The 24,867-nt window shown below is 69.3% G+C and carries 24 protein-coding genes; 14 read left to right on the top strand and 10 right to left on the bottom strand.

Annotation, left to right across the window (positions count from 1 at the left end):
* Window positions 1-127 precede the first annotated feature (127 nt).
* From B5X90_RS14970 to B5X90_RS14960, 3 genes are all read left to right on the top strand, one after another.
* Complete coding sequence (locus tag B5X90_RS14970; RefSeq protein ID WP_143264776.1) at window positions 128-664, top strand: flavin reductase family protein; 537 nt, start codon at window positions 128-130, stop codon at window positions 662-664.
* Window positions 665-715: 51 nt separating this feature from the next.
* The gene (hpaB, locus tag B5X90_RS14965; RefSeq protein ID WP_079554401.1) at window positions 716-2,170 is read left to right on the top strand and encodes a 4-hydroxyphenylacetate 3-monooxygenase, oxygenase component; all 1,455 of its coding nucleotides are present in this window, start codon (window positions 716-718) and stop codon (window positions 2,168-2,170) included.
* A 160-nt stretch (window positions 2,171-2,330) separates the two neighbouring features.
* Window positions 2,331-3,686, top strand: coding sequence for an MFS transporter (locus B5X90_RS14960; protein ID WP_079554399.1), 1,356 nt, complete (start codon window positions 2,331-2,333; stop codon window positions 3,684-3,686).
* 84 nt (window positions 3,687-3,770) lie between these two features.
* Here the strand turns inward: B5X90_RS14960 and B5X90_RS14955 are convergent, their stop codons facing one another.
* The 5 genes from B5X90_RS14955 to B5X90_RS14935 all read right to left on the bottom strand — a co-directional run bounded on the left by B5X90_RS14955 (window position 3,771) and on the right by B5X90_RS14935 (window position 8,580).
* The gene (locus tag B5X90_RS14955) at window positions 3,771-4,598 is read right to left on the bottom strand and encodes an alpha/beta fold hydrolase (protein ID WP_079554397.1); all 828 of its coding nucleotides are present in this window, start codon (window positions 4,596-4,598) and stop codon (window positions 3,771-3,773) included.
* 4 nt (window positions 4,599-4,602) lie between these two features.
* Window positions 4,603-4,932, bottom strand: coding sequence for a biotin/lipoyl-containing protein (locus B5X90_RS14950; protein WP_018775751.1), 330 nt, complete (start codon window positions 4,930-4,932; stop codon window positions 4,603-4,605).
* Window positions 4,925-6,007: an alpha-ketoacid dehydrogenase subunit beta gene (locus B5X90_RS14945; protein ID WP_079554395.1), complete on the bottom strand. Its 1,083-nt coding sequence runs from the start codon at window positions 6,005-6,007 to the stop codon at window positions 4,925-4,927. The genes B5X90_RS14950 and B5X90_RS14945 overlap by 8 nt, the downstream gene beginning before the upstream one ends.
* Window positions 6,000-7,037, bottom strand: a complete 1,038-nt coding sequence (locus tag B5X90_RS14940) for a thiamine pyrophosphate-dependent enzyme (RefSeq protein WP_079554393.1) — start codon at window positions 7,035-7,037, stop codon at window positions 6,000-6,002. The genes B5X90_RS14945 and B5X90_RS14940 overlap by 8 nt, the downstream gene beginning before the upstream one ends.
* A gap of 106 nt (window positions 7,038-7,143) precedes the next feature.
* Complete coding sequence (locus B5X90_RS14935) at window positions 7,144-8,580, bottom strand: amino acid permease (RefSeq protein ID WP_079554391.1); 1,437 nt, start codon at window positions 8,578-8,580, stop codon at window positions 7,144-7,146.
* Window positions 8,581-8,763: 183 nt separating this feature from the next.
* Here B5X90_RS14935 and B5X90_RS14930 point away from each other — a divergent pair, with 183 nt between their 5' ends.
* Window positions 8,764-9,240 (top strand): Lrp/AsnC family transcriptional regulator, encoded by a 477-nt coding sequence (locus B5X90_RS14930; protein ID WP_079554389.1) that lies wholly within the window; start codon window positions 8,764-8,766, stop codon window positions 9,238-9,240.
* Here the strand turns inward: B5X90_RS14930 and B5X90_RS14925 are convergent.
* On the bottom strand, window positions 9,237-9,896 hold the full coding sequence (locus B5X90_RS14925) for a maleylpyruvate isomerase N-terminal domain-containing protein (RefSeq protein WP_218670201.1): 660 nt from the start codon (window positions 9,894-9,896) through the stop codon (window positions 9,237-9,239). The two genes, B5X90_RS14930 and B5X90_RS14925, sit on opposite strands and share 4 nt — an antisense overlap.
* 218 nt (window positions 9,897-10,114) lie before the next feature.
* On the opposite strand from B5X90_RS14925, the gene B5X90_RS14920 reads away from it, so the two are divergent.
* From B5X90_RS14920 to B5X90_RS14900, 5 genes are read left to right on the top strand one after another with little or no spacing between them, the layout of a single operon-like run.
* A complete protein-coding gene (locus tag B5X90_RS14920) occupies window positions 10,115-10,831 on the top strand; it encodes an NUDIX hydrolase (protein WP_079554387.1) in 717 nt (238 codons plus the stop codon).
* Window positions 10,828-12,135 (top strand): quinolinate synthase NadA, encoded by a 1,308-nt coding sequence (gene nadA, locus B5X90_RS14915; RefSeq protein WP_079554385.1) that lies wholly within the window; start codon window positions 10,828-10,830, stop codon window positions 12,133-12,135. The genes B5X90_RS14920 and nadA overlap by 4 nt, the downstream gene beginning before the upstream one ends.
* Window positions 12,132-13,883, top strand: a complete 1,752-nt coding sequence (locus B5X90_RS14910) for an L-aspartate oxidase (protein WP_079554383.1) — start codon at window positions 12,132-12,134, stop codon at window positions 13,881-13,883. Before nadA ends, B5X90_RS14910 begins: the two co-directional genes overlap by 4 nt.
* Before the next feature lie 35 nt (window positions 13,884-13,918).
* Window positions 13,919-14,845 (top strand): carboxylating nicotinate-nucleotide diphosphorylase, encoded by a 927-nt coding sequence (gene nadC / locus B5X90_RS14905; protein WP_079554513.1) that lies wholly within the window; start codon window positions 13,919-13,921, stop codon window positions 14,843-14,845.
* Window positions 14,846-14,853: 8 nt separating this feature from the next.
* On the top strand, window positions 14,854-16,008 hold the full coding sequence (locus tag B5X90_RS14900) for a cysteine desulfurase family protein (RefSeq protein ID WP_079554381.1): 1,155 nt from the start codon (window positions 14,854-14,856) through the stop codon (window positions 16,006-16,008).
* An 18-nt stretch (window positions 16,009-16,026) separates the two neighbouring features.
* Here B5X90_RS14900 and B5X90_RS14895 read toward each other — a convergent pair whose 3' ends face one another.
* Window positions 16,027-16,512: a GtrA family protein gene (locus B5X90_RS14895; RefSeq protein WP_079554379.1), complete on the bottom strand. Its 486-nt coding sequence runs from the start codon at window positions 16,510-16,512 to the stop codon at window positions 16,027-16,029.
* A gap of 4 nt (window positions 16,513-16,516) precedes the next feature.
* A complete protein-coding gene (locus B5X90_RS14890; protein ID WP_079554377.1) occupies window positions 16,517-17,191 on the bottom strand; it encodes a DUF1684 domain-containing protein in 675 nt (224 codons plus the stop codon).
* 126 nt (window positions 17,192-17,317) lie between these two features.
* Here B5X90_RS14890 and B5X90_RS14885 point away from each other — a divergent pair, with 126 nt between their 5' ends.
* The 3 genes from B5X90_RS14885 to B5X90_RS14875 all read left to right on the top strand — a co-directional run bounded on the left by B5X90_RS14885 (window position 17,318) and on the right by B5X90_RS14875 (window position 20,528).
* Window positions 17,318-18,760 carry a M20/M25/M40 family metallo-hydrolase gene (locus B5X90_RS14885; RefSeq protein WP_079554375.1) on the top strand — a complete coding sequence of 481 codons (1,443 nt, stop codon included), beginning with the start codon at window positions 17,318-17,320 and terminating at the stop codon, window positions 18,758-18,760.
* A gap of 30 nt (window positions 18,761-18,790) precedes the next feature.
* The gene (locus tag B5X90_RS14880; RefSeq protein ID WP_079554373.1) at window positions 18,791-19,639 is read left to right on the top strand and encodes a hypothetical protein; all 849 of its coding nucleotides are present in this window, start codon (window positions 18,791-18,793) and stop codon (window positions 19,637-19,639) included.
* Window positions 19,640-19,724: 85 nt separating this feature from the next.
* Entirely contained in the window at window positions 19,725-20,528 is an 804-nt protein-coding gene (locus B5X90_RS14875; RefSeq protein ID WP_079554371.1) for a transglutaminase-like domain-containing protein, read from the top strand.
* Window positions 20,529-20,590: 62 nt separating this feature from the next.
* On the opposite strand, the gene B5X90_RS14870 is transcribed toward B5X90_RS14875, so the two are convergent.
* The gene (locus B5X90_RS14870) at window positions 20,591-21,052 is read right to left on the bottom strand and encodes a MarR family winged helix-turn-helix transcriptional regulator (RefSeq protein ID WP_079554511.1); all 462 of its coding nucleotides are present in this window, start codon (window positions 21,050-21,052) and stop codon (window positions 20,591-20,593) included.
* On the bottom strand, window positions 21,052-22,176 hold the full coding sequence (locus B5X90_RS14865; RefSeq protein WP_079554369.1) for an LLM class flavin-dependent oxidoreductase: 1,125 nt from the start codon (window positions 22,174-22,176) through the stop codon (window positions 21,052-21,054). The genes B5X90_RS14870 and B5X90_RS14865 overlap by 1 nt, the downstream gene beginning before the upstream one ends.
* 277 nt (window positions 22,177-22,453) lie before the next feature.
* Between B5X90_RS14865 and B5X90_RS14860 the strand changes: the two genes are divergently transcribed.
* Both B5X90_RS14860 and B5X90_RS14855 read left to right on the top strand, forming a co-directional pair.
* Window positions 22,454-23,878: an MFS transporter gene (locus B5X90_RS14860; protein WP_306292831.1), complete on the top strand. Its 1,425-nt coding sequence runs from the start codon at window positions 22,454-22,456 to the stop codon at window positions 23,876-23,878.
* Window positions 23,879-23,921: 43 nt separating this feature from the next.
* On the top strand, window positions 23,922-24,867 hold a 946-nt coding region (locus B5X90_RS14855), incomplete at its 3' end, for a M20/M25/M40 family metallo-hydrolase (protein ID WP_256860262.1).

Below are 24,867 nucleotides of genomic sequence, written 5' to 3'. Positions count from 1 at the left end.
GCTAGCGTTCTATATGGGAACTGTTTGTTCGATTATAGAACACATGTGTAGAACTCGACCATAGAACACGGCTGATCCAATGCACACCCGCACCACGGTCGGGAAACGCAACGAACGCTAGGGATCCATGATGATTGCCACGCCGCGCGGCCACGCCGGGGGCGCCCAGGGCCCCCTGTCGTCACCGCGGGCCAACCACTTCCGGGGCAGCCTCGGCAGGTTTGCCACCGGCGTCGCAATCGTGACCTTCGACGGGGCCACGAAACGCCACGGCATCACCGTGAACTCCTTCACCTCGGTCTCGATGGACCCCCCGCTGGTGCTGGTGAGCATCGCCCGCACGGCCAAGGCCCACGACGAGCTCGCCGGCAGGCCCTTCGCCGTGAATATCCTTGGTGCCGAGCAGAGGTACCTGGCCATGCACTTCGCCGGCAGGCCCGGCCCCGAGCCGTTGTGGGTGGAGGGGGAGACTGCGCCGCGGCTGTCCAATGTCCTCGCCTATTTCGAATGCAAGCCCTGGGCGGCGTACGACGGCGGCGACCACACCCTGTATATCGGCGAGGTAGTGGACTTCAACTACCGCAACGGTGATGCCTTGGCCTTCGCCAACAGCACCTTTACCACCATCCCGGAAAGCCACCTGGGCATGGAGGATCTGCTCTAGCGCCACATTTCTTCCCGGCAATTCAGCTCAACGACGACTGGAGGAAGACCAATGGGTATCCGTACCGGACGGCAGTATCTGGACAAGCTCAATGCCATGACCCCGCATGTAGTGATCGACGGCGAGGTGGTCAGCGAGAAGATCGCCGAGCACCCGGCCTTCCGCAATGTGGCCCGCTCCTACGCCAGGCTCTTCGACATGCAGCATGATCCGCAGTACCAGGAGGCGCTCACCTACGCCTCACCCAGCACCGGGGACCTGGTCAATGCCTCCTTCCTGGTGCCGAAGACTGTCGAGGACCTCCAGCGGCGGCGCCGCGCCATCTCCATCTGGGCCGAGTCCTCCAACGGCTTCCTTGGCCGCTCCGGGGACTATATGAACTCCGCGCTGACCGCGCTGGGCACGGCGGGGAAGTGGTTCGCGCAGGCGGATCCGAAATTCGGCGAGAACATCCGCAACTACTACGAGTGGGTCCGGGAAAACGACGTGCTCGCCACCCACACCCTCATCCCGCCACAGGTCAACCGCTCCGTCTCCGGTTCGGAGCAGCTCGGCGGCCAGCTCTCGGCCCGGATTGTGGAGGAGCGCGGGGACGGGATCGTTATCCAGGGCGCGCGCATGCTCGCCACTATCGCCCCGATCGCCGACGAACTGCTCGTATTTCCGTCCACAGTCCTGCGGGGCACTCCGGAGGACGCGCCCTACTCTTACGCGTTCGCCATCCCGAACGACGCCCCGGGCCTGCGCTACCTCTGCCGCACCTCGCTGTACAACGGCGGCAGCACCCACGACGAGCCGCTGGCCTCCCGCTATGAGGAAATGGACGCCGTCGCGGTTTTTGACCACGTCTTCGTGCCCAACGAGCGCATCTTCATGCTCGGCCACCCGCAGCTGTGCAACAGCTTCTACACCGAGACCGGGGCCGGCGCGCTCATGACCCACCAGGTGGTCACCCGCACCATCGCCAAGAGCGAGTTCTATCTGGGCCTGGCATCGGAACTGGCCGAATCGATCGGCATCGACGGGTTCCAGCACATCCAGGAGGACATCGCAGAGCTGATTATCGACGTCGAAATCGGCAAGGCCCTGGTCCGCGCGTCCGAGGCCGACGCCGGGCTCAACGACGCCGGCGTCATGCTGCCGAAGTGGTCCACCCTGAACGCCGCCCGCAACTGGTACCCGAAGATCGCCCAGCGCTTCCCGCAGATCATCCGGAAGTTCTCGGCGTCGGGCCTTATGGCCCTGCCGGGGGAGGCGGACGTCAACAGCGAGGCCCGGGAGGACATCGAGCTGTACCTGCAGGGCAAGACCCTGACCGGCCCCGAGCGGGTCCGGCTGTTCAAGCTGGCCTTCGACGCCTCGATCTCCGGGTTCTCCGGGCGCCAGTCGCTCTACGAGTACTTCTTCTTCGGCGACCCCGTCCGCATGGCCGGCGCCCTGGTCAACACCTATGACCGCGAGCCGGTCCGGGCCAGGGTCCGCGAGCTGCTCAACCGCACTGACTGACCCGCGGAAAACACTCCCCCGAAATATGTGTGCCTTATCACACCTTTCATAGTAGTATTCAGGATACTAACTGACCGTTCGATCAGTAATTCATGAGGCATCAGTTATCCACTTCGCACCCACCCCGGGCAGTACCTCTGCCCCCAGCAACGGAGTTCCAATGACCGTAACTTCATCCGTAGATTCTGAGGCGGGTCCCAGCAGCAAACACGAGGAACGCAAGGTCCTCGCCGGGACCCTGGTCGGCACCACCATCGAGTGGTACGACTTCTTTATTTTTGCCCAGCTGACAGCAACGCTGCTCTCACCGCTGTTCCTTGCCCCGCTGAACGCCTCCAACCCTGGCCTGGCACAGATTCTGTCCTTCGCCCTGATCGGCATCAGCTTCCTCTTCCGCCCGCTCGGCGCGATCGTCGCCGGCCACCTCGGCGACCGCCTCGGCCGCAAGGCCATGCTGGTCTTCACCCTGATCATGATGGGTGCCGCCACGGCCCTGATCGGCATGTTGCCCACCTATGCGCAGATCGGCGTCTGGGCCCCGATTCTGCTGATCCTGCTCCGCGTCATCCAGGGCTTCTCCGCCGGCGGTGAATGGGGCGGCGCTGCCCTGATGGCCGTGGAGCACGCTCCCAAGAGCAGGCGCGGCCTGTTCGGCGCCTACCCGCAGATCGGCGTCCCGGTCGGCATGATCCTCGCGACCGGCCTGCTGTACTTCCTCAACACCTCCATGTCCAAGGAAGACTTCGCGTCCTGGGGCTGGCGTGTGCCGTTCCTGCTCTCCATCGTGCTGATCATCGTCGGCTACCTGATCCGCCGGGCGGTTGCCGAGAGCCCCGTCTTCAAGGAGATGCAGGACCGCAAGGAAGAAAGCAAGGCGCCCCTGGGCGAGCTGCTCCGCAAGCACAAGAAGGCCGTCCTCTACTCGACGATGATCTTCATCGGCAACAACGCTGCCGGCTACCTGCTGATTGCCTTCTTCATCTCCTACGCCACCAAGACGCTGAAGATGCCCACCCCGCAGATCCTGCTCGCCACGACGCTGGCTTCCTTCGGCTGGCTGGTCTTCACCCTGGTCGGCGGCTGGCTCTCGGACAAGATCGGCCGGGTCAAGACCTTCCTGATCGGCTACGGCATTGTCTTCGCCTGGATGATCCCGATGTTCGCGCTGATCGACACCAAGGACATCCTGCTCTACGGCGTCGCTCTCTTCGTCCTCACGGTCGGCCTGGGGCTGTCCTACGGCCCCATGTCCGCCATGTACGCCGAGATGTTCCCCGCAGAGGTCCGCTACTCCGGCATCTCGATCGGCTACGCCTTCGGTGCCATCCTCGGCGGCGCGTTTGCGGCCACCATCGCGGAAGTCCTCCTGCAGGGCACCCACTGGACCGGCTCCATCGGCATCTACATCATGATCCTCTGCGTCATCTCCGCCGTCGGCGTCCTGCTGGCCGGGGAAACGAAGGGCCGCCCGCTCGGCGTCAGCCATCACGCGCCGGCCGAAGCGGCCAAGCGCTAGCCACAAAGCAAGACACAAGAGAGGCGCGGACCGCGGTCCGCGCCTCTCTTGTGCTGTCGGCCTGCCGTGCAGCTGCGCGGTTGCCTAGACGCCCAGGAAGCTGATGGCGCCCTGCTTGAAGGCGCGGCTGGTGATGGCGTTGGTGTGGTTGCGGCCCGGCAGCACGAGCTGTTCGACCATGCCGCCCGCCTTGGCGCCCAGGGCGGCGAGCTCCGGCATGGTGGCGGCCCGGTCGTCGTTTTCCCCCGCCACGAGGAGCATCGGCATGTGGGGGACCGCTTCGGCGGGGTCGTACGGCTCGGTCTTGATTGCCTCGACCAGGGACAGCAGCGCGAAGATGTTGTTGCTGGGCAGCAGCATGGCCATCTTCAGCAGCCCGGCGGTCGACTCGTCCGCGATCGGCGTGCCGTCGGCCAGGTACCGCTGCGCGGCGACCAGGTCGAAGTCCGCCAGGGGATCGGCGACGTTCGGGCCACCCAGGACCAGCCGGTGCACCAGTTCGTGCTGTGTGGCCCCGAACTCCCAGGCGAGCCGGGACCCCAGCGAATAGCCGATCACGTCGAGCCCGCTGGACGGGTCCCCGTCGCGCAACGGCCGCGCGCCGGCGTCGAACACTATCTGCAGCAGGTCCGCACGGATCCGGCTGGGGGAGTAGGAGTCCATGTCCTCCGGGGCGCCGCTGCGGCCGTGGCCGGGCAGGTCCACGGTGATGACGCGCCGGCCGGCTTCCAGGAGCGCGGTGAGCCAGCCGCTGTCCTCCCAGTTGAGCTTGGAGGAGGAGGAGAAGCCGTGCAGCAGCAGGACGGGACGGAACCCGGCGTCGTTCTGGGGCTCATGCACCTGCACGTACAGCTGGGGGTCGGTGCCCTCAACGGTGTGCGAATGCTGCTCGCCGGTGTGTCTGCCGCTCATGCTCTCAGTCCTCATCAAGTACGGCGCTCAGGCGGACCCGGCGCTTAGGTGCCTCTTCCTTCGGGACGGTGCCCACGATGCCGGCGGTGTTGTCCGGCACCTCAAACACAATCAGGGGCTCGCCGACATTGATCTTGTCGCCGGGCCCGCCGTAGATACGCACTACCTTACCTGCCTGCGGGCTGGGCAATTCAACGGCCGACTTGGTGGTTTCGACTTCCACGAGCGGCTGGTTGCGCTCCACCTGCTCGCCCGGGGAAACCAGCCATTCCAGCACGGTGGCCTCGATCAGGCCCTCGCCGAGATCCGGGAGGGGGAAAGAAATTTCAGCCACGTTTGTACTCCAATACTCGCTGGATGCCGAAGAGGATCCGGTCAATGTTCGGGATGTATTCGTCTTCCAGGTCGCCCGAGGGGTACGGGACGTCGAAGCCGGTGACGCGCTCCACCGGCGCCCTGAGGGTGTCGAAGCAGCTTTGCGTGATCAGCTGCGCCACTTCGGCGCCGAGGCCGGAGGTCAGCGGTGCTTCGTGGACGACGACGGCGCGGCGCGTCTTGCGCACGGAGGCGGCGAGGGCCTCGGCGTCGATCGGCTTGAGCCAGCGCAGGTCCAGGACCTCGATGTCGATCCCGTCCTCGGCGGCGAGCTCCGCCACCTGCAGGCAGCGGGCCACCATGGCGCCCCAGGCCACGAGTGTCAGGTGCCGGCCCTCACGCATGACCTTGGCGCCGGTGGGGGAGCCGCCGTCGGCATCGTGCCTGGCGGTGTCCACCTCGCCCTTCTGCCAGTACCGGGACTTCGGCTCCATGAAGATCACCGGGTCCGGCCGCGTGGCGGCGTACTTGAGCAGGTGGTAGGCCTCATGCGGGTTCGACGGCGAGACCACCTTGAGTCCAGGGACGTGGGCGAAGAGCGCCTCGAGGCTTTCGCCGTGGTGTTCGGGGGCGCGGATGCCGCCGAAGCTGGGCACCCGCAGGGTGATGGGCATCGGCATCGTGCCGCGGCTGCGGTAGTTCATCCGGGCGATCTGGCAGACGATCTGGTTGATGGCCGGGTAGGCGAAGCCGTCGAACTGGACTTCGGGAATGGGGTGGAACCCGGCCATCGCCAGGCCCACGGACATGCCCAGGATGCCGGATTCCGCCAGCGGGGTGTCGAAGACGCGCTGCGCGCCGTGCTTGGCCTGCAGCCCGTCCGTGATGCGGAAGACGCCGCCGAGCCGGCCGCAGTCCTCGCCGAAGATGACGGCTTTGGGGTTGTCCGCGAGGACCTCGTCGAGGGCGCGGTTGAGCGCCTGCTGCATCGACATCACCGTGGTGGCGGGCTGGCTTCCGGCCGGGCTGGCGACCGTGTCGTCGGCAGTGCTCTCGCCTGCGGCGTCTCTGCCTTCGAGAATCGAGTTAGACATGTTCGGACTCCTCGCGCCAGTTGGCGGCCTGGGCCTGCAGGGCAGGGGTGGTTTCCTGGAAGACCAGGTCAAACATTTCAGTGCCGGGCCGGGAGCCCAGGGCCTGGATGCCGGTACGGATCTGCTCCTCCTCGGCCTTGGCCGCGGCCAGCGCTTCGGCGAAGAACGCCTCGTCGGCAATTCCATCGGCCAGCAGCCGCTGCCGGAGCCGCTCGAGCGGGTCGGTGCCCGCGCCGTCGCGTTCCTCGTCGAGGGAGCGGTAGCGGCCCGGATCATCGGACGTGGAGTGCGGGCCGCGGCGGTAGGTCATGGCCTCGATGAGCACCGGGCCGTTGCCGGAACGGGCATGCGCGAAGGCGCGGCGGGTCGCCTCGAGGACCGCGACGACGTCGTCGCCGTCGATCTTCAGCGCCGGCATGCCGTAACCCGTGGCGCGGGCCGCGACGGAGCCGCCGGCCACCTGCCGTTCGGTGGGGACCGAGATGGCCCAGCCGTTGTTCTGGACGAAGAACACCACGGGCGCCTTCATCACGGCGGCGAAGTTCATCGCCTCGTGCACGTCGCCCTGCGAGGAGGCGCCGTCGCCGAAGTAGGTCAGGGCGACGCCGTCCTTTGCATCCAGCGTCTGGCCGTGGGCCCAGCCGACGGCGTGCAGCACGGAGCCGGCGACGACGGCCTGGATCGGGGCCAGCCGGGATTCCATCGGGTTGTACAGGCCGCCGTGCCACGTGGCCTTGTGGGTGGACATGTAGGCCACCATGTCCACCCCCAGGGTCCGGGCAACGCCCATTTCGCGGTAGGTGGGGAAGACGAAGTCCCGGGTGGTGTCCACGGCGTAGCCGCTGCCCACCTGGGCCGCTTCCTGGCCGAGTTCGGGGGCGTAGCCGGGGATGATGCCCTGCCGCTGCCAGGCGATGGCCGAGGTGTCGAGGTGCCGGACTGCCACCATGAGCGAATAGAGCTCGCGGAGTTCATCGGCTGTGAGCGGCCCGGCAGCGCTGCCGGAAGCCACGGGGAGAAGTGTGTCCATGCCTGTGACCCTAGTCACCGGCGGCGGGGTGGGCAATCAGCCTAGGCTGGGGTGCCCAGACTGCACACTTATGCCGCCCCGCGCGCCGGTGAGCTTGGCAATTTGTCTAGCGGCTGGGCTGTTCCGCCTGGTCGGCTTTTGCGCCGGCGGTAGCGGCGGCGGCGTTGCGGTTCCGGGTGATCCGGGCGCCGGTCCAGCACGCCGCGGCGATGCCGGCCACCAGTACCAGGGTGCTGACCAGCTGCTTGCTGCTCTCCGGGCTGCTGAAGCCGACGGCGAAGATCAGTGCCAGGAGCACGAGCCCGAAGATCGTCAGCCCCGGGAAGCCTTTCATCCGCAGCGGCAGCACCGTGCCGTCGCGGTCTGCCCGGCGGCGCAGGATCAGCTGGGACACCAGGGCCGAGCCCCACACCACGAGGCAGGTGGATCCGACCAGCTGGAACAGCGCCGGCAGGATCTGGTCCGGGAAGAGCAGTTCCAGGACGGCGGCCAGGAAGCCGAAGGCCACGGAGACGCTCACCGCCACGACCGGGACCCGGGCCGTGTTGAGCCTGGAGAGGAACTTGGGGGCTTCGCCGCGCTCGGAGAGCGAGTACACCATGCGGGACGCGCCGTAGAGGTTGGCGTTCAGGGCGGACAGCAGCGCGACGACGGCGACCAGGGTGATCGCGGCGCCGGCGCCGGGGATCCGGGCGACGTCGAGGACGCCGGCGAAGGGGGACTTCAGGGCCGCGGAGGTTGAGGGAAGGATGGCCGCGATGACGAATACCGAGCCGATGTAGAACACGAGGATCCGCCAGACGACGGTGCGGATCGCCTGGGCGACGCTGTGCTCCGGGTTTTCCGTTTCGGCCGCGGCCACGCTGACAATCTCGGTGCCGCCGAAGGCGAAGATGACGACGAAGAGTGCGGTTGCGATGCCGCCCAGGCCTGCCGGGGCGAAGCCGGACGTGAAGTTGCCGAGGCCAGGGGAGGGGACGTCCGGCAGCAGGCCCAGCAGCAGGGCCCCGCCGATGGCCAGGAATATCACGATGGCAGCCACCTTGAGGATGGCGAACCAGAATTCGAACTCGCCGAAGTTCTTCACGCCCGCCAGGTTGATGGCGGTGAACAGGGCCATGAAGATCAGGGACAGCGCCCAGACGGGGATCACCGGCCACACCGTGAACAGGAGCCCGGCCGCACCGAGGGCCTCGGCGGCGATGACCACCACGAGCTGCAGCCACCAGAGCCAGCCGACGGTGGCGCCCGCGGTCTTGCCCATGGCCTTTTGCGTGTACACGGAGAAGGCGCCGCTGTTGGGATTGGCCGCGGCCATCTCCCCGAGCGCCCACATCACCAGGATGATCAGGGTTCCGGCGACGAGGTAGGAGATCAGCACGGCCGGTCCCGCCGCCTGGATTCCTGCCCCCGAGCCGAGGAACAGGCCGGCGCCGATCGCGCTGCCCAGTCCCATCATGGTCAGCTGGCGTGGTTTCATGCTGTGCCCCAGGCTCGGGGCGGGAACCGCGGTGGGTAGCGTCGCGGTGGACTTCATTGTCATGGCGAACCTTCGTGTGGTTTGGATCTTTGCGTCCTTATGGGACCTCTTGAATTTACCGGATTTGGGCCCGGCGCCCGGCCGCCGGGGCGCCTCCGCCGTGAGAGCATGGTGGCAGTTTGCTCACTGAATCGGGGCGTCGGCGGCTGTTTGTCTGGCCCGGGCCCGCTTGGGAAGGAAGAATCAGTGGACGTTGATCCGCTTGATGCAAAGATTGTCCGATTTTTCACGGATTCGCCGAGGGCCTCGGTCCTGGAGGCCTCCCGGGTGCTGAAGGTTGCCCGCGCCACGGTGCAGTCGCGCCTGGACCGGATGCAGGACGCCGGGGTGATTGGCACATGGGTGCCGCAGCCCGATCCGGCGCACTTCGGCTATCCCGTGGTGGCTTTCTGCTCCCTGACGATCAACCAGGACCTCGGGCACGACGCCGTCGTGGAGGCCCTGGCGCGGATCCCCGAGCTGATCGAGATCCACACTGTCTCCGGGAGCTCGGACCTCATGGCCAGGATAGCCGCCCGCTCCAATTCGGACCTCCAGCGCGTCCTCGATGCCATGATCGCCACCAGGTCGGTCCTGCGCTCGTCCTCCGTGATCGTGCTCAATACGCATTTCCAGGGCCGCACCCTGCCGCTGCTGGAAGCCGCGGCCGCCGGCACGGGCTAGAGGACACTCAGGTTTTCGGGCAGGCCGGTCCGGCCGGTGAGCAAGAGCAGCAAATCACCGGCGGACGGCAACCGGGAGCCGATGGCTCCGGCGAGCTCCAGGGAGGCCGCGACCGCCGGGGCCAAGGCGGCGGGCGGCGGGAAGCCCAGGGCGCGTGCCAGATCCAGGGTGTGAACGGCCAGCTCGAAGGTCCGGGTCGGCAGGTAGTCGATGAGCGTCATTGCTCCGGCGGGGGTGGCCACCGGGGCATCGTCCGGCGTGTTCCTGACGAGGGCCGTCACGCGGTGGACAAGCTCCCGCACGGCAGCGGCCGGGTCCTCGCCCAGCGCCTCCCCGGTTTCCCTGCCCCGCTGCGCAATCGCGGCGGGCGAGGCGGCGCCCCGGACGGCCAGGAAGTATTCCACTGGACCCGGCACCCGCGCTCCGGTGGCCGGGGTGGCGAGGTAGGTTTCCACGGTTGTCAGGGCGCGGCTCGTGTGGCCGGTCAGCGCCCGGACATCCCATTCACCCAGTGCCGGCCGCGACCACGCCTGGTGCGGTACCTGCCCGGCGAGCTCCAGGAATGCCTGGGCCGCTCCCGCGTATCGCGCCCTGACTGCCTCGGCGTCTGTGCCCTTCGCGTCCACACCCTCCGGGCCCATGATTTCTCCGTCCATAGCCCCGATTAATACCGTTGCCGGCACCCGCGGACAAGCCCGGTCCGGGCGCCGGGGACAACCCCGGCCGGCCCATGTGACCTGAAACATTTTGCGCCCGGGCGGCGCGGCCGTATCATTAGTTCTAGTCAATGTGACTATAACTAATCCGGCGGTCGGGCCGGATCCAGCCGGGCAGTCCATCGCGGGACGCGCCCGGGACCTCAGAGGGCGGGTAGATCACCGTTTACACCACAGCAGCCAACGTCTCGGAGCGCCAGACCGCGCCGCCGTCGCTGGCCATCTCCACTGTGATCTTTGCGCTGCGTCCGAGCGAGCGGTCCGGCCGGCCCACGCTGTGGATCCCGCTGGTGCGCCGGATCCGCGAACCGTTCAAGGGCCTCTGGGCGCTGCCGGGCGGCCCGCTCACGCACTCGGAGTCACTCCAGGACGCCGCCTCGCGGAACCTGCGCGAGACCACGGGGCTGGCACCGAATTACCTGGAACAGCTCTACGCCTTTGGCGGGCTGCACCGCTCGCCCACCCAGCGCGTCGTCTCGATCGTGTACTGGGCACTCGTCCAGCCCACGGAGGCCGCGCTGGCCGACGAATCGGAGAACGTGCGCTGGTTCCGCGCCGACAGGCTGGGCGAGCTGGCCTTCGACCACAACTCGATCGTCGACTACGCGCTGTGGCGGCTGCGCAACAAGATGGCCTACGGATCCATCGCCTACCACCTGCTGGGGGAGTACTTCACCCTCGCCCAGGTCCGGGAGGTCTACCAGGCCGTCCTGGACCGCGAACTCGATCCCGCCAACTTCCGCCGGCAGGTCAAGGCCACGCCGGAAATCGAAGAAACCGACCAATATCTGCAGGGCGGCAAGCACCGCCCGCCCCGCCTCTACCGCTTCACCGGCCGCCCAGGCCTCGACCCAGACAACAGGAGCACACCATGAGCAGCGTCAACACGGCAATCCAGCTGATCACGCGCGAGCAGGCCACCACCATGGCACAGGGCGCGGCCGCCTCCACCTGCAGCCCCGCGCTGGCCCGCGGGCCCTGGGACTACGACCTCGCCGAGGCCCTCGCCGGCGTCCCCGCGTACGGGCCGGGTGCCTCCTCCGCCGACGTCGCACCGGCCTCCACCCCCTGTCAGGGCCAGCTCCCGGAAGAGTACAAACTCGCTTCCGACGCCGAGCTCGACGCCCGGATCCGCGCCGCCAAAGCGGCACTGGGGGACCGCGCCGTCGTGCTGGGGCACTTCTACCAGCGCGACGAAGTGATCGAATACGCCGACTTCGTGGGTGATTCGTTCCAGCTCGCCAACGCAGCCCTGACCCGGCCCGACGCGGAGGCCATCGTCTTCTGCGGCGTGCATTTCATGGCCGAGACGGCGGACATCCTGTCCCGCCCCGACCAGGCCGTGATCCTGCCCAACCTGGCCGCGGGCTGCTCGATGGCGGACATGGCGGACATCGACTCGGTGACCGAGTGCTGGGAACAGCTTGAGGAGGTCTTCGGCACCGAGCCCGACGCCGAGGGCCGGGTCCCGGTCATCCCGGTCACCTACATGAACTCCTCCGCCGCCCTCAAGGGCTTCTGCGGCGAGCACGGCGGGATCGTCTGCACCTCCTCGAACGCCGCGACGGTCCTGGAATGGGCCTTCGAACGCGGCCAGCGCGTGCTGTTCTTCCCCGACCAGCACCTGGGCCGCAACACCGCGAAGGCCATGGGGGTGCCGCTGGAGCAGATGCCGATGTGGAACCCGCGCAAGGACCTCGGCGGCAACGACGAGGCGACCCTGCTCGATTCCCGGGTAATCCTCTGGCACGGCTTCTGCTCGGTCCACAAGCGCTTCAACGTGGGCCAGATCGAAAAGGCGCGCGCCGAGTTCCCCGGCGTGCAGGTGATCGTGCACCCGGAATGCCCCATGGAGGTGGTGGATGCCGCCGATTCCGCCGGGTCCACCGACTTCATCAAGAAGGCCATTGCCGCGGCCACGGAACCCACCACGTTTGCGATCGGCACCGAGATCAACATGGTGAACCGGCTCGCCGCTCAATACCCGCAGCACACCATCTTCTGCCTGGACCCGGTGATCTGCCCCTGCTCCACGATGTACCGCATCCACCCCGGCTACCTCGCCTGGGTCCTGGAAGCGCTCGTCCGCGGCGAGGTGCTGAACCGCATCACCGTGGGCGAGGACGTGGCCGCCCCGGCCAAGGTGGCCCTGGAGCGCATGCTGGCGGCGCGGCCGTGACCAGGCGGCTCGTGATCGTCGGCAGCGGGATTGCGGGGCTCTACGCCGCGCTGCTCGCCACTGACGCCGCCACCGGCGGCCGTGACATCGAGGTGGTCCTCCTGAGCAAGGGGACGCTGGAGCAGAGCAACACGTTCTACGCCCAGGGCGGCATCTCGGCCGTGCTGGGCCCGGAAGATGCCGCCCCCCGGGACTCCGTGGCAGCGCACATCGCGGACACGCTCGCCGCCGGTGCCGGGCTCAACGACGCCGAGGCAGTACGGGTCCTGTGCTCGGAGGCTGTCCGGGACATCGCCGGCCTGGGCCGCTACGGCGTGCACTTCGACCTGGGTCCCGACGGAGGACCGGCCCTGGGCCTGGAAGCGGCACACTCGGCCCCGCGCATCCTGCACGCCGGCGGGGACGCGACGGGCGCCTGCATCGCCCGCGGGCTCGTCGCCGCCGTCCTCGAACGCGCCGTCCTGGACCGCGCCGGCCACGGCCGGCTCCGGGTGGAGACCAGCGCGTTCGTCACCGGGCTCCTGACCGAACCAGACGACCTCGCTGAAGCACTGCCGGACGAACTGTCACGGCCCGGCAGCACGCCCTTGACGCCGGCCCCGGTTCCGGCCCGGGTCACCGGCGTGGCCTACCTGGCCGGCGGACGGCCCCAGGAACTGGCTGCCGACGCCGTCCTGCTCACCACCGGCGGTGCGGGCCGGCTCTTTGCCCGCACCAGCAACCCCGCGGTCGCCACCGCCGACGGACTTGCCCTGGCCTGGCGTGCCGGCGCCGCGGTGCGGGACCTCGAGTTCTTCCAGTTCCACCCCACCACCCTTGCCGCCGAGGAGACCCCCGGCGGGCCGCCGGCCCTGCTCATCTCCGAAGCGGTCCGCGGCGAGGGCGCGGTGCTGCTGGACGCCGCGGGCTACCGCTTCATGCCCGACTACCACCCCGACGCCGAACTGGCCCCGCGCGACGTCGTCTCCCGCAGCATCGCCCTGCACCTGGCCGCCACCGGGGCAGCACCGGACAGCCCGGTCTACCTGGACGCCCGCGGCATCGAGGCAGAGAAGGGCGCGGGCTTCCTGGCCCGGCGGTTCCCGACCATCACGGCGGCCACCCTCGCCGCAGGGTATGACTGGACCAGAGAGACCGTGCCCGTGTCCCCGGCGGCCCACTACTGGATGGGTGGCGTGTGCACCGACCTGTGGGGCCGCACGTCGGTACCGGGCCTGTACGCTGCCGGCGAGGTGGCCCGCACGGGCGCCCAGGGGGCCAACCGGCTGGCGAGCAACTCGCTGCTGGAGGGCCTGGTGTTCGGCCGCCGGGCGGTCGAGGACTTCCTGCGCGCACCGGCGGCGACGGACTGGCCCGCGCCGGCCACCGGGGAATTCCACCCCGGCAGCCATGTGCCGCCCGCGGCGGCTGCTACTCCCAGGACGGGGGCGACCGGCGCCGCCGGCGCCGTGGCGGTCCCCTTCAGCCGGGAGGCCCTGGGCAGGCTCATGACCGCGGCTGCGGGAGTCACGCGCACGGGCGCCGACCTCGACGCCGCCGCGCTCCGGCTGGCGCAGTGGGGAACCGTCCTTGAGGGCCGCGGTCTGGCCGGGCTGGACCAGGCCGGCCATGAGGACCGGAACCTGCTGCTGGCCGCGGAACTCCTCGTGGCGGCGGCCCGGCAGCGCACGCACTCCATCGGCGCCCACTACCGGGCAGACGCCGCCACCTCAGTCCTCACCCATTCCATGCAAAGGATTTCCTCGTGACCACCACTGCCCCCGCCACCGCTGCCCCGGAAACCCTGCCCGCCCGCGCCGCGGCGCTCGCCGGGAGCCTGCCCGAGGCCGCCGTGCTGGCCGTCCTCCGCGCGGCGCTGCAGGAGGACGCCCCGTACGGGGACGTCACCTCCCAGACGCTCATCCCGGCGCAGGCGCGGGCCACCGCGGTGCTCAATGCCCGCGTTCCCGGCGTGCTCAGCGGCGGCGAGGTCTTCGCCGCGGCGATGCGGCTGACCGACCCGGGCGCCGTCGTCGAACTGCTGGTCCGCGACGGCGAGCCCTTCGCCGCCGGAACCGCCCTGGCCCGCGTGACCGGGAACGCCCGCGCCGTGCTGCTGGCCGAACGCGTCGCCCTGAACCTGGTCCAGCGGATGAGCGCCATCGCCACCAAAACGGCCGAGTTCGTGGCGCTCGTGGCCGGCACCGGGGCCCGGATCACCGATACCCGCAAGACCACGCCGGGGCTGCGGGTGCTCGAACGCTACGCCGTCCGCTGCGGCGGGGGCGCCAACCACCGCTTCAGCCTCTCCGACGCCGTCCTGGCCAAGGACAACCACCTGGCCGTCCTCACCGGCGGCGACCCGGCGAAACTGACCGCGGTGCTGCGCGGCGCCAAGGCCCAGCTCGGCCACACAACACACTTCGAAGTGGAGGTGGACACCATGGAACAGATCGAGCCCGTCCTTGCCGCCGGGGTGGACACCATCATGCTGGACAACTTCTCCCTGCCCGAGCTCGCGGCCGGCGTCGGACTGGTGGGCGGCCGGGCCCGGGTCGAGGCCAGCGGCAACGTCAATCTCGACACCGTGGCGGACATCGCGGCCACCGGGGTGGACGTCATCTCGATCGGCGCCCTGACTCACAGCGTCGCGGCCCTGGACCTGGGCCTGGACATTGAGCTTGACGTCGCACCGGCCGTCGAGTCCGGTGCCGGTCCGGCGGCCGGCTGAGGCGCACCGTGATCTTCCTCGACGCCGCGGCCACCACCCCGGTCCGCCGCGAGGTGCTGGAGGCCATGTGGCCGTACCTCACGGGCGAATTCGGCAACCCGTCAAGCCATCACTCCCTGGGTGAGGCGGCTGCCGCGGCGCTCGCAGGGGCCCGCGCCGCAACCGCCAGGGCCCTCGGCTGCCGCCCGGGGGAAGTCGTCTTCACCTCCGGCGGCACGGAAGCGGACAACCTCGCCGTCAAGGGCATCGCCCTGGCCCGGCGCGCCGCCGATCCGCGCCTGGACCGGGTGGCGATCAGCGCCGTCGAGCATCCCGCGGTGGAAGAATCCGCCAGGTACCTCGAACGGGTGCACGGCTTCGCCGTCGACGTGATCCCCGTGGACCGCTTCGGGCAGGTGAGCGAAGAGGCCCTCGCCGCCGCACTGCAGCCCGGGACGGCCCTGGTCAGCATCATGTACGCCAACAACGAGGTCGGCACGGTCCAGCCGATCGCCCGGCTCGCGGCGCTGGCCCGGGCGCACGGGGTCCCGTTCCACACCGACGCCGTCCAGGCCGCCGGCTGGCTGCCGCTGGACACCGGCGCGCTGGGCGTGGACGCGCTGAGCATTTCCGGCCACAAGCTGGGCGCGCCCAAAGGCAGCGGCGCGCTGTTTGTGCGCGGCCGGGTCCGGATGGAACCGCTGGTCCACGGCGGCGGGCAGGAGCGCGGCCGCCGCTCCGGCACCGAAAACGTCGCCGGCGCCGTGGCGCTGGCAACGGCCCTGACGCTGCCGCGGGAGCCGTCCGGAAGCGTGGCGGCGCTCCGCGACGGCTTCATCGGCGCCGTGCTGGCCGGTGTTCCCGGCGCGCGGCTCACCGGCCACCCCACCGAGCGGCTGCCCTCGGTGGCCTCCTTCTCTTTCCCGGGCACCAGCGGCGAGTCCGTGCTGCTGGAGCTCGAGCGCCAGGGTGTGGTGTGCTCCAGCGGGTCCGCATGCGCGGCGGGCTCGGATGCGCCCTCGCCGGTGCTGCTGGCCATGGGCATCGCCCCCGAGCTCGCCCAGACGGCGGTGCGGTTCAGCTTCGACTCGACCGTGACGGCGGCGCAGCTGGAAGAGGCGGCGGCCGCGGTCCGCACCGCCGTCGCCGGCGTCCGCTCCCTCGGCACCCCTTCCACCGGTTGAGCTATCGCTAGAGCGAGGTCAGCGGTGGCGGGCGCGGCGGAAGATCCAGTGCCGCAGCATCGTGAACCGGACGGCGGTGGCGGCGAAACCGGAGAGGGTGGTGGTCCACAGCTCCTCGGCCACGGTGGCATCCGGGTTGACCCAGTGCAGGACGGCGAGGCTGCCGCCGGTGATCAGCAGCGCGACGAGGATCACGATCAGGCCGTTGAGGTGGTCGCGCTTCATCCGGCGGCGTTCGGTGATCTTGAACGTCAGGCGCCGGTTGAGGGCAGTATTCATGAAGGACGTCAGGACCAGGGCCGCCGCGTTGGCCGGCTGGGCCCCAAGCCAGGGCCGGGAGAGGGCGTACAGGGCCAGGGAGGTCAGGGTGCAGACAATGCCGACGCCGGTAAACCGGATGAGCTGCCGGACCACGGGGTAACGGAGGGCTCCACGGTACCGGCGGGTCTTCGGCCCGAGGACGACGGCGGGGGCAGGGTCAAGCTGTTCGAGCTGGGACTCCATCCGTTCAGTACAGTTCGCCCACGGGGATGTCCACGGCCAGCCGGTTCGCCGGGCCCGCCAGCGGACATGCCCAGGCCTCGTTGTAGGCGCACGAGGGGTTGTAGGCGAAATTGAAATCCAGGATGAATTCGGCGTCGGGACCGGAGCCCCGTACGCCGTGGAAAGCTCCCTTGATGGTGTCCAGGAGGTAGCGTCCAGCGCCGTAGCTGCCGCCGGGCTGGCCCGCGGTGGCGTCACGGAACGGCACGAAGATGCCGCCGCCGTAGCCCCTGAGCTTCCAGACAGCGAGCTGTCCCATCTCGGGCAGGTCGAAGGTGCCCAGCCGCACAAACCGGACCAGGCCGTCGGTCCCGGTCTCCACATTCATCTCCCGCCCGGCGCCCTCGGGGGTCAGCGGGACGTGGAAACGGTAGATCGGATCGTAGTCCGCCGTCTTCAGGCCGCCGAACGTGGCCTTGGCCTCGGCCGTCAGCGCGGAGGCCGGGTGGGTGCCGAACATGCGGTCCCGCTCCTGGCGCCAGTAGGAATGCGCCTCGGCCGGGCTGTCCGCGGCGATCTTCCGCGTGGTGGCGTAAAGGGCAAAGGTCCGCAGCCGCCAGTCCGCGATATCGAGGGCCGACATGCCTGCCACGTCGCCCAGATCCCCAAAGTGCGTTCCGTCAATGCTCTGTTCGGCCATGCCCCCAGCGTATCCGCTTTCGCGAGACCGAAATTTGTGCGCCGAAATTGTTCCCGGGATTCCGGGGCCGGACCCGCGCGCCGAATAGCCCGTTCCGGCGGACCCTCCGGCCGTAGACTTTCGCGCATGCGCAACCCCCTGCAGAACGCGGCCGCCGGCAATACCCTCAAGAGCCCTGGCGCAACACCGGACGGCACCGGCCACCCGCCGGGCACCCGGCGCGCGGCGGCGTCGCTGGCGGAGCTCGTGACATACCGGACCGTGTCCATCCGGGCCGAGGGGTCCTCCCGGGCCGGGACCGGGGTGGAGACAGCCGAGTTCGACGCCTTCATCGCCGCGCTGCCCCGGTTATATCCGGCGGTCCATGCCGCTCTGGAACTGGAGCGGGTCAACGGCCACGCCCTCCTGTACCGCTGGCCCGGCACCGCCGTGGCGGAGGACCCGGCGGCCACGCACCGGGCGTCGGTGCTGATGGCGCACTACGACGTCGTCCCGGCGGATGATCCGGGGGAGTGGACACACCCGCCGTTCTCCGGCCACAACGACGGCACGTTCCTCTGGGGCCGCGGGACGCTCGATGACAAGGGCCAGCTCGTGGCCATCCTGGAAGCGGCCGAGAGCCTGCTGCTGGCGGGGTATGCGCCCGCGCATGACGTCTACTTCTCGTTCGGCAACAATGAGGAGACGGCCGGCAACAGCGCGGCGGCCGCCGCAGCCCTGCTGGCCGTCCGCGGCGTGGTGCCCTGGCTCGTGCTGGACGAGGGCGGCGCCGTCGCGGGCGGCGCGTTCCCGGGGGTGAGCCGGCCGGCCGCCGTCGTCGGCGTGGCAGAAAAGGGAATCCTGGACGTGGAGCTGCTGACCCGGGACCCGGGCGGACACGCCTCCACGCCGCCGCGGATGGGGGCGACGGCGCGGCTGGCCCGCGCCATCACCCGGATCGAGCGCAGCCCGTTCCCGCAGTCGCTGCCGGAGGTGACCGCCGAGATGCTGCGCCGCTTCGGCCCGCACACGCCGCCGCCGGTGCGGGCCGTGTTCGCGAACGTGGCACTGCTCCGGGCGCCGATCACTTGGCTCTTCGGCCGGCTCGGCAGCGAGACCAACGCCATGACCCGGACCACCGTCGCCATCACCACCCTCGAAGGCAGCTCCGGGGCCAACGTCCTCGCCGCCACGGCGAAGGCCAACGCCAACATCAGGGTGGCGGTGGGGGAGACGGTCGAGGGCACCGTGGCACTGCTGCGGAAAATAATCCGCGACCCGAAAGTCGAATTGCGCGTTGTGGAGGGCAACGACCCGTCTCCGGTGTCGCCGTCCTCGGGGGACCAGTGGGAGCTGCTGGCGGACTGCATCGGGCAGGTCTTCCCCGAGGCGATCATCACCCCTTACATCATGATGGGCGGCACCGACTCGCGCCGTTTCACCGGGATCTGCGGCGCCGTGTACCGCTTCGCGCCCTTCTTCATGGACGTCCGGGCCCGCGGCTCGATCCACGCCGTTGACGAAAAGATCGGGCTGGAGACGCTGGAGCAGGGGGTCCGGTTCTACGAAACACTGATGCGGGAGCTCTGAGTCGTGCGGCGCCCGGGCTACGCTGGCACCATGACTGGGACGGCCCCTTCTTCAGCAGGCAGCGCAGGAATCCGGGGCGCTGTGCTGCGCACCGGCGCGGCGCTCGCGGTCGCGGCGGCAGCCCTGTCGGGCTGCAGCAGCGACGGCAAGGGGACGCCGGTCTGGACCGCAGGCAGCAGCGCGGCGGACAGTGCCGGTGCCAGTGCCAGTGCCGGTGCCGGTGCGAGTGAGGGTGCGACGCCGTCTGCCACCACTGGTGCCGCCGCCACGGCCGGCGCTTCCCCCACCCCGGGCTCAAGCGCAGCGGCCTGGAAGGTCTTTACCGACCCGGCGAAGACCGTCAGTTTTGAGGTGCCGCAGGACTGGATTGTCCAGTCCGTAGCTCCCGACGCCGGTGCACTGCCCGGGGCGCTGAAGATCACCGTCAAGGACGCCGGCGGCGCTTACCTGGCCACCTTGCAGACCGGCCTGCCCCCGCAGCCGGCCGCGGCCTGCCCGGACGACGCCGCACGCAACTACGTCGTGGTCAGCAGCGTTCCGGTTGACCTGCCGCACGCCGGCGGCGGGGGAACCATTGACCCGCACGTGGTGTTCCGGGTGATCCAGGGCTACAAGTACTTCGGCTCCTACGGCATCACCAACGTGGTGGGCGGCGCCGGCGGCAAGAGCTGCGCGTTGCAGAACGTGGTCCGTGGCCCGGCCGGCAAGGGGGACTATTCGTTCGGGGACCTGACAGTGCTCAAGCCGCTGGCGCCGGACCAGAAGGTTGCCCCTGCCAAGGCGTTCGACACTCTCGACCAGGCGGCCAAGTACGTCAACGAGGGGTCCGAGTTCGCGAACGTCCAGCGGATGCTAATGTCTCTGAAGATCAAAAACTAGTCCCGTTCGCCCCGCACATCCCCGGGCCGTTGACGGCGGCTTCCCCTGCACCCACCTCACATCCCACATCCGGAGACAGAGATACATGGAACGCGCCGTAGCCGCCCGCCTGGCCTTCAAGACCGTTGCCGAAACCAAGGTGGCTCTCGCCGTGGCCGTGGCCCGGAACGCCGGCTACGACTCGATCGAAGAATCGCTCAGGGTGACCGCGGGAGGCGGGGACGTGCCGCTGACCGAACTCTCGGACCATCACGGCGGCCGCTTCCACTACATGGAATTCGCCGAACCCACCGAAGTCCTGGTTGAGTATTCGGCCACCGTCACCGGCTTCGCGCTGCCCGAGGAGCCCGGGCTCATGGAACTGATCCGCTATGTCCGGCCCAGCCGCTACGCGGAGTCGGACCGGCTGCTGCCCACCGCCTATGCCGAATTCGGCGGGCTCCAGGGCGAGGAGCTGCTTTATGCCGTCCGCGACTGGGTCTACAACGAGCTGCGCTACGTCAGCGGATCCTCGCGGGGGACCGACGGCGCGGTCGAAACCCTGCTGCACCGCCGCGGCGTCTGCCGGGACTTTGCCCACCTCGCCATTGCCCTGCTGCGGTCCAAGAACGTCCCGGCCCGGCTGGCCGCCGTCTACGCCCCTGGACTGACCCCGATGGACTTCCACGCCGTGGCCGAGGCGCACATCAACGGCGCCTGGCACGTCATCGACCCCACGGGGCTGGCGCCACGGGAGAGCATGCTGCGGATCACGGCAGGCCGCGATTCCTCGGACACCGCCTTCCTGTCCACCGTGGGCGGCAGCCTGTCCCTGAAGGAACTCAGCGTCACCGCCGTCGTCGATGACCTGCCCCTGGAAGACCCGGCGCAGCTCGTCGCCATCCACTAGGCGGCGCACGCCCGGGCGGCGCAAGGCCGGCCGGTCTCAGCGCACGGTCTCAGCGCACGGTCTCAGCGTACGGAGACCGCGGCGCGGAGCTTCTCGGTCAGCCGCAGCAGCTCCTGCTGTTCGGCGGCCGAGAGGGCCGGGCCCACGAGCGCGGCGATGTCGCGCACGTGTTCCCGGCCGATCTGCTTTTGCAGGTCCCGTCCGGCATCGGTGAGCCGGATGAGGATCCCGCGGCCGTCCTCCGGGGCCGGAGTCCGTTCAACTAGCCCGCGCTTTTCGAGCCGCTCCACCAGCCGGCTGAGGCTGGACTGGCTCAGCAGCACTTTGTCGTTGAGCTCGTTCAGCCGCAGCCACCCGGAGGGGCAGCGGGAGAGCGTGAACAGGACGTCGTACTCATTGAGCGCCAGGGCTTTGAATGCCGGCGCCGCCTGCAGTTTGCGCATCACCGCCACCTGGGCCCGGAACAGGGATTCCCAGGTTTCCGCGGCCAGGCGTACCGGCGATTCGGTGGTCTTGGCGGGCATCATGAGCCCTGAGTGGTGGTCTCTGCCGCGGCGGCGTCGACGGTGCCCGCTGCCAGCGCGGCGGCCACCCGGCCGGCGTGCGTCGGCGGTTCGGGAACGTGTGCCGGCTTGAGCGCGGCATACTCCTTGCGCAGCACCGGCAGCACTTCCTCGCCGAACAGATCCAGCTGTTCCAGGACGGTCTTCAGCGGCAGGCCGGCGTGGTCGATCAGGAAGAGCTGGCGCTGGTAGTCGCCGAAGTACTCCCGGAACGTCAGGGTCTTTTCGATCACTTCCTGCGGGCTGCCGACGGTCAGCGGGGTCTGGGACGTGAAGTCCTCCAGCGAGGGGCCGTGGCCGTAGACCGGGGCGTTGTCGAAGTAGGGGCGGAACTCCTTGACGGCGTCCTGGGAGTTCTTCCGCATGAAGAACTGGCCGCCGAGGCCCACAATCGCCTGGTCCGCCTTGCCGTGGCCGTAGTGCTCATAGCGTTCGCGGTAGAGGCCGATCAGCTGCTGGTAGTGCTCCTTGGGCCAGAAGATGTTGTTGGCGAAGAAGCCGTCACCGTAGTACGCCGCCACTTCAGCGATCTGCGGCGTGCGGATCGAGCCGTGCCACACGAACGGAGCGACGCCGTCGAGCGGGCGGGGAGTGGAGGTGAAGTTCTGCAACGGGGTGCGGTGCTTGCCGGACCAGTTGACGGTGTCCTCGTCCCAGAGGCGGCGCAGCAGGGAGTAGTTCTCGATCGCGAGTTCGATCCCGTCCTGGATGTTCTTGCCGAACCAGGGGTAGACGGGGGCGGTGTTGCCGCGGCCCAGGACCAGGTCCACGCGTCCGTCCGCGAGGTGCTGGAGCATCGCGAAGTCCTCTGCGATCTTCACGGGGTCGTTCGTGGTGATCAGGGTCGTGGCAGTGGAGAGGATGATGCGCTCGGTCTGGGCCGCGATGTATGCCAGCGTGGTGGTGGGGGAGGACGAGAAGAACGGCCGGTTATGGTGCTCGCCGAGGGCGTAGACATCCATGCCGATCTCTTCGACCTTCTTGGCGATCGCCACGGACGCCTTGATGCGCTCGTGCTCGGTCGGGGTGCGGCCCGTGGTGGGGTCGGTGGTGATGTCGCTGACGCTGAAGACGCCGATCTGCATGGTGTGCCTTTCCGTGGCCGGGGTGGATCCGGGATCTGTTTCTACTATAGCCGATTTAGATGCGTTTGCATCTATCGACCCGTATAACGCCCGGCGCGGACGAATATTCCCGCGCCGTTCCGGCCGGGTTTCCCGGCCCGTCTTCCCGGCCGCGTTGCCGGCCGCGTTCCCGCCTTCGGAGCTGGCGCGGGCCTAGGATGCAATCAATCGGCTGGCCGCGAGGTGCCCGCCCTCCCGGAAGGCCGCCATGCGCCGTGTTGTAGCTTTTCTGTGTCTGGTGGAGCTCACCAGTGGAATCCTGCAGGGCTATTACACGCCCATCCTCACCGACATCGCCCGGCACCTGGGGGTCCACGACGCCGATGTCAACTGGTTCGAGGCCGCGCAGCTCATGGTCAGCGCCCTTGCTGTGCCGGTGCTGGCCAAGCTGGGGGACATGTACGGGCACAAGAGGATCCTGCTGGTTTCCACGCTGGTCACCGCCACGGCCTCCTGGGGCGTCGCGCTCGCCCCGGACTTCTGGACCTTCCTGGCCGCGTGGTCGTTCCAGGGTTTCTACGTGGTCTGGCTGCCCCTGGAAATTGCCCTGATCTTCAGCCGCGTCCATCAGCTGCCAGACGGCGCCGCCCGCACCCGGCGCGCGGCCGGCGTCCTCGTCGGGGCGCTGGAAGCCGGTGTCATCGCCGGGGCGCTCGCCGCCGGTGCGCTCGTGGAAGTGTTCGCGGGCCAGCTGCAGCTGGTGCTCCTGGTCCCCGCGCTGGCCGTCTCCGCATGCTGGTTCGCCGTCAGGTTCGGCGTGCCGGAGTCGCGGGAGCGCAGCGGCGGACGCGTGGACACCGGCGGCTTCACGTTCCTCGCCCTCGGACTGCTGCTCATCACGTCCGGGCTGACCTTCATGCGCCTCAATGGGGCCGGCGCGTGGTGGCCGTGGGCGCTGGTGGGAGCCGGAATTCTGGTGTTCATTCCGTTCGCGCGGTTCGAGCTGCGCGCGGCCGATCCGCTCGTCGACATCCGGATGCTGCGGGGCAAGTCCATGTGGCCCGTCCAGCTGACCGCGGGGCTCTTTGGCGTCTCGGTGCTCGGCGCGCAGGCCCCGTTGTCCACCTTCGCCCGGACGGACCCCGCGCTGCACGGCTACGGCCTCGGGCTGCGCGCCGGGCAGGTCTCCATCATTATCGGCGTCTATGTGCTGGCGCTGCTGGTGGGCGCTCTGCTGTACCCGGTGGTGACCCGCCGGCTCACTCCGCGCTGGACCCTTGTGGGCGCCGCCATGCTCGTGGGTCTGGGCTACCTGCTGTTCCTGCCGTTCCATGGCACTCTCTTCCAAGCGCTGGCCAACATGGCAATCGCCGGTGTCGGCTCCGGGGCCCTCGTGGCGGCGCTGCCTTCGGCGGCCGCGGCGGCCGCGCCTCTCAACCGGACCGCGATGGCCACCGGCCTGACCAACACCACCAAGACCATCGGCGGAGCATTCGCGTCCGCGGTGTTCGGCATCGCCCTGCTCAGCCACGTCCTGGCCGAGGCCGGCGCGGGGGACGCCGGCCAGACCGCGGCGCCGCTCGCCGGCTACCTCACGGTATGGACCATCTGCGGGGTCACCGGGCTTGCCGCCGCCGCCGCGCTGGTGATGGTTCCCCGGCTGGCCTTTTCCGACCCGGCGGCGGCTGCGGCCGCCGCACCGCTTAAGGCCGGTTCGCACTAGGGCTGGCCTTCCTCCCCGGCGGCTGAGGAAGTATGTTCTTAGCGTGACGGGTCGGCGGAGGTACGAGCGGGGGCGGGCGGCGGCCGCGGCTGTCCTGGTGGCAATCAGCTTTTTGGTTTCGGGATGTTCGGCACCCACCGTGCTGGCGCCGGCGAGCACGGTGGATGCGCGCACGGTGCTGGCGGCGTTCAAGTCCCGGGACATGGTGGGGCACCTGCAGGCGCTGCAGCGGGTGGCCGATGCCAACGGCGGGAACCGGGCCTCGGGGACCCCGGGGTATGAGGAGTCGGCCCGGTACGTCGAGGAACAGCTCCGCGCGGCCGGGTACGCACCGGTGCGGCAGAGCTTCACGTTCAAGGAGGACGGCCGGCGCGGCAAGACGGTGGAGTCCTTCAACATCCTGGCCGACACCGGGGGCAATGCCGGGCATACCGTGGTGGTGGGCGCGCATCTGGACTCCGTGCGGGAGGGGCCGGGCATTGATGACAACGGCAGCGGGGTCGCGGCGGTCCTGGAGACCGCGCGGTGGATGAAGGAGGCCGGGATCGCGCCGGTTAACCGGGTCCGGTTCGCGTTCTGGGGCGGTGAGGAGGACGGCCTGTACGGGTCCCAGCACTACGTCGACGAGCTCAGCGCGGCCGAGATCGGCCAGACCGCGGCGAACCTGAACGTGGACATGGTGGCCTCGCCCAACGGGGTCCGCTCGGTCCATGACGGGGACGGGACGGACTTCGGCCACGCCGGCCCGGCCGGGTCCAAGGCGATCGAGGACGTCTTCTTCCGCTACTTCCAGGAGAACGCGCTGCCGGCGGAGACCACGCCCTTTGACGGCGGCTCGGACTACGATGCCTTCCTCTCGGCCGGCATTCCCGGCGGCGGGCTGTTCACCGGCGATGAGAAGAGGAAGACCCAGGCCCAGGCGCAGGCCTACGGCGGGGTGGCGGGCAAGGACCTCGATCCCTGCTACCACGAGGCCTGCGACACGATCG

This window comes from Arthrobacter sp. 49Tsu3.1M3 (genome assembly GCF_900168135.1).
In the GTDB taxonomy this organism is placed as follows: domain Bacteria; phylum Actinomycetota; class Actinomycetes; order Actinomycetales; family Micrococcaceae; genus Arthrobacter.
Note: the sequence above shows the minus strand (reverse complement) of the source record. Positions and strands in the feature narration are given on the sequence as shown.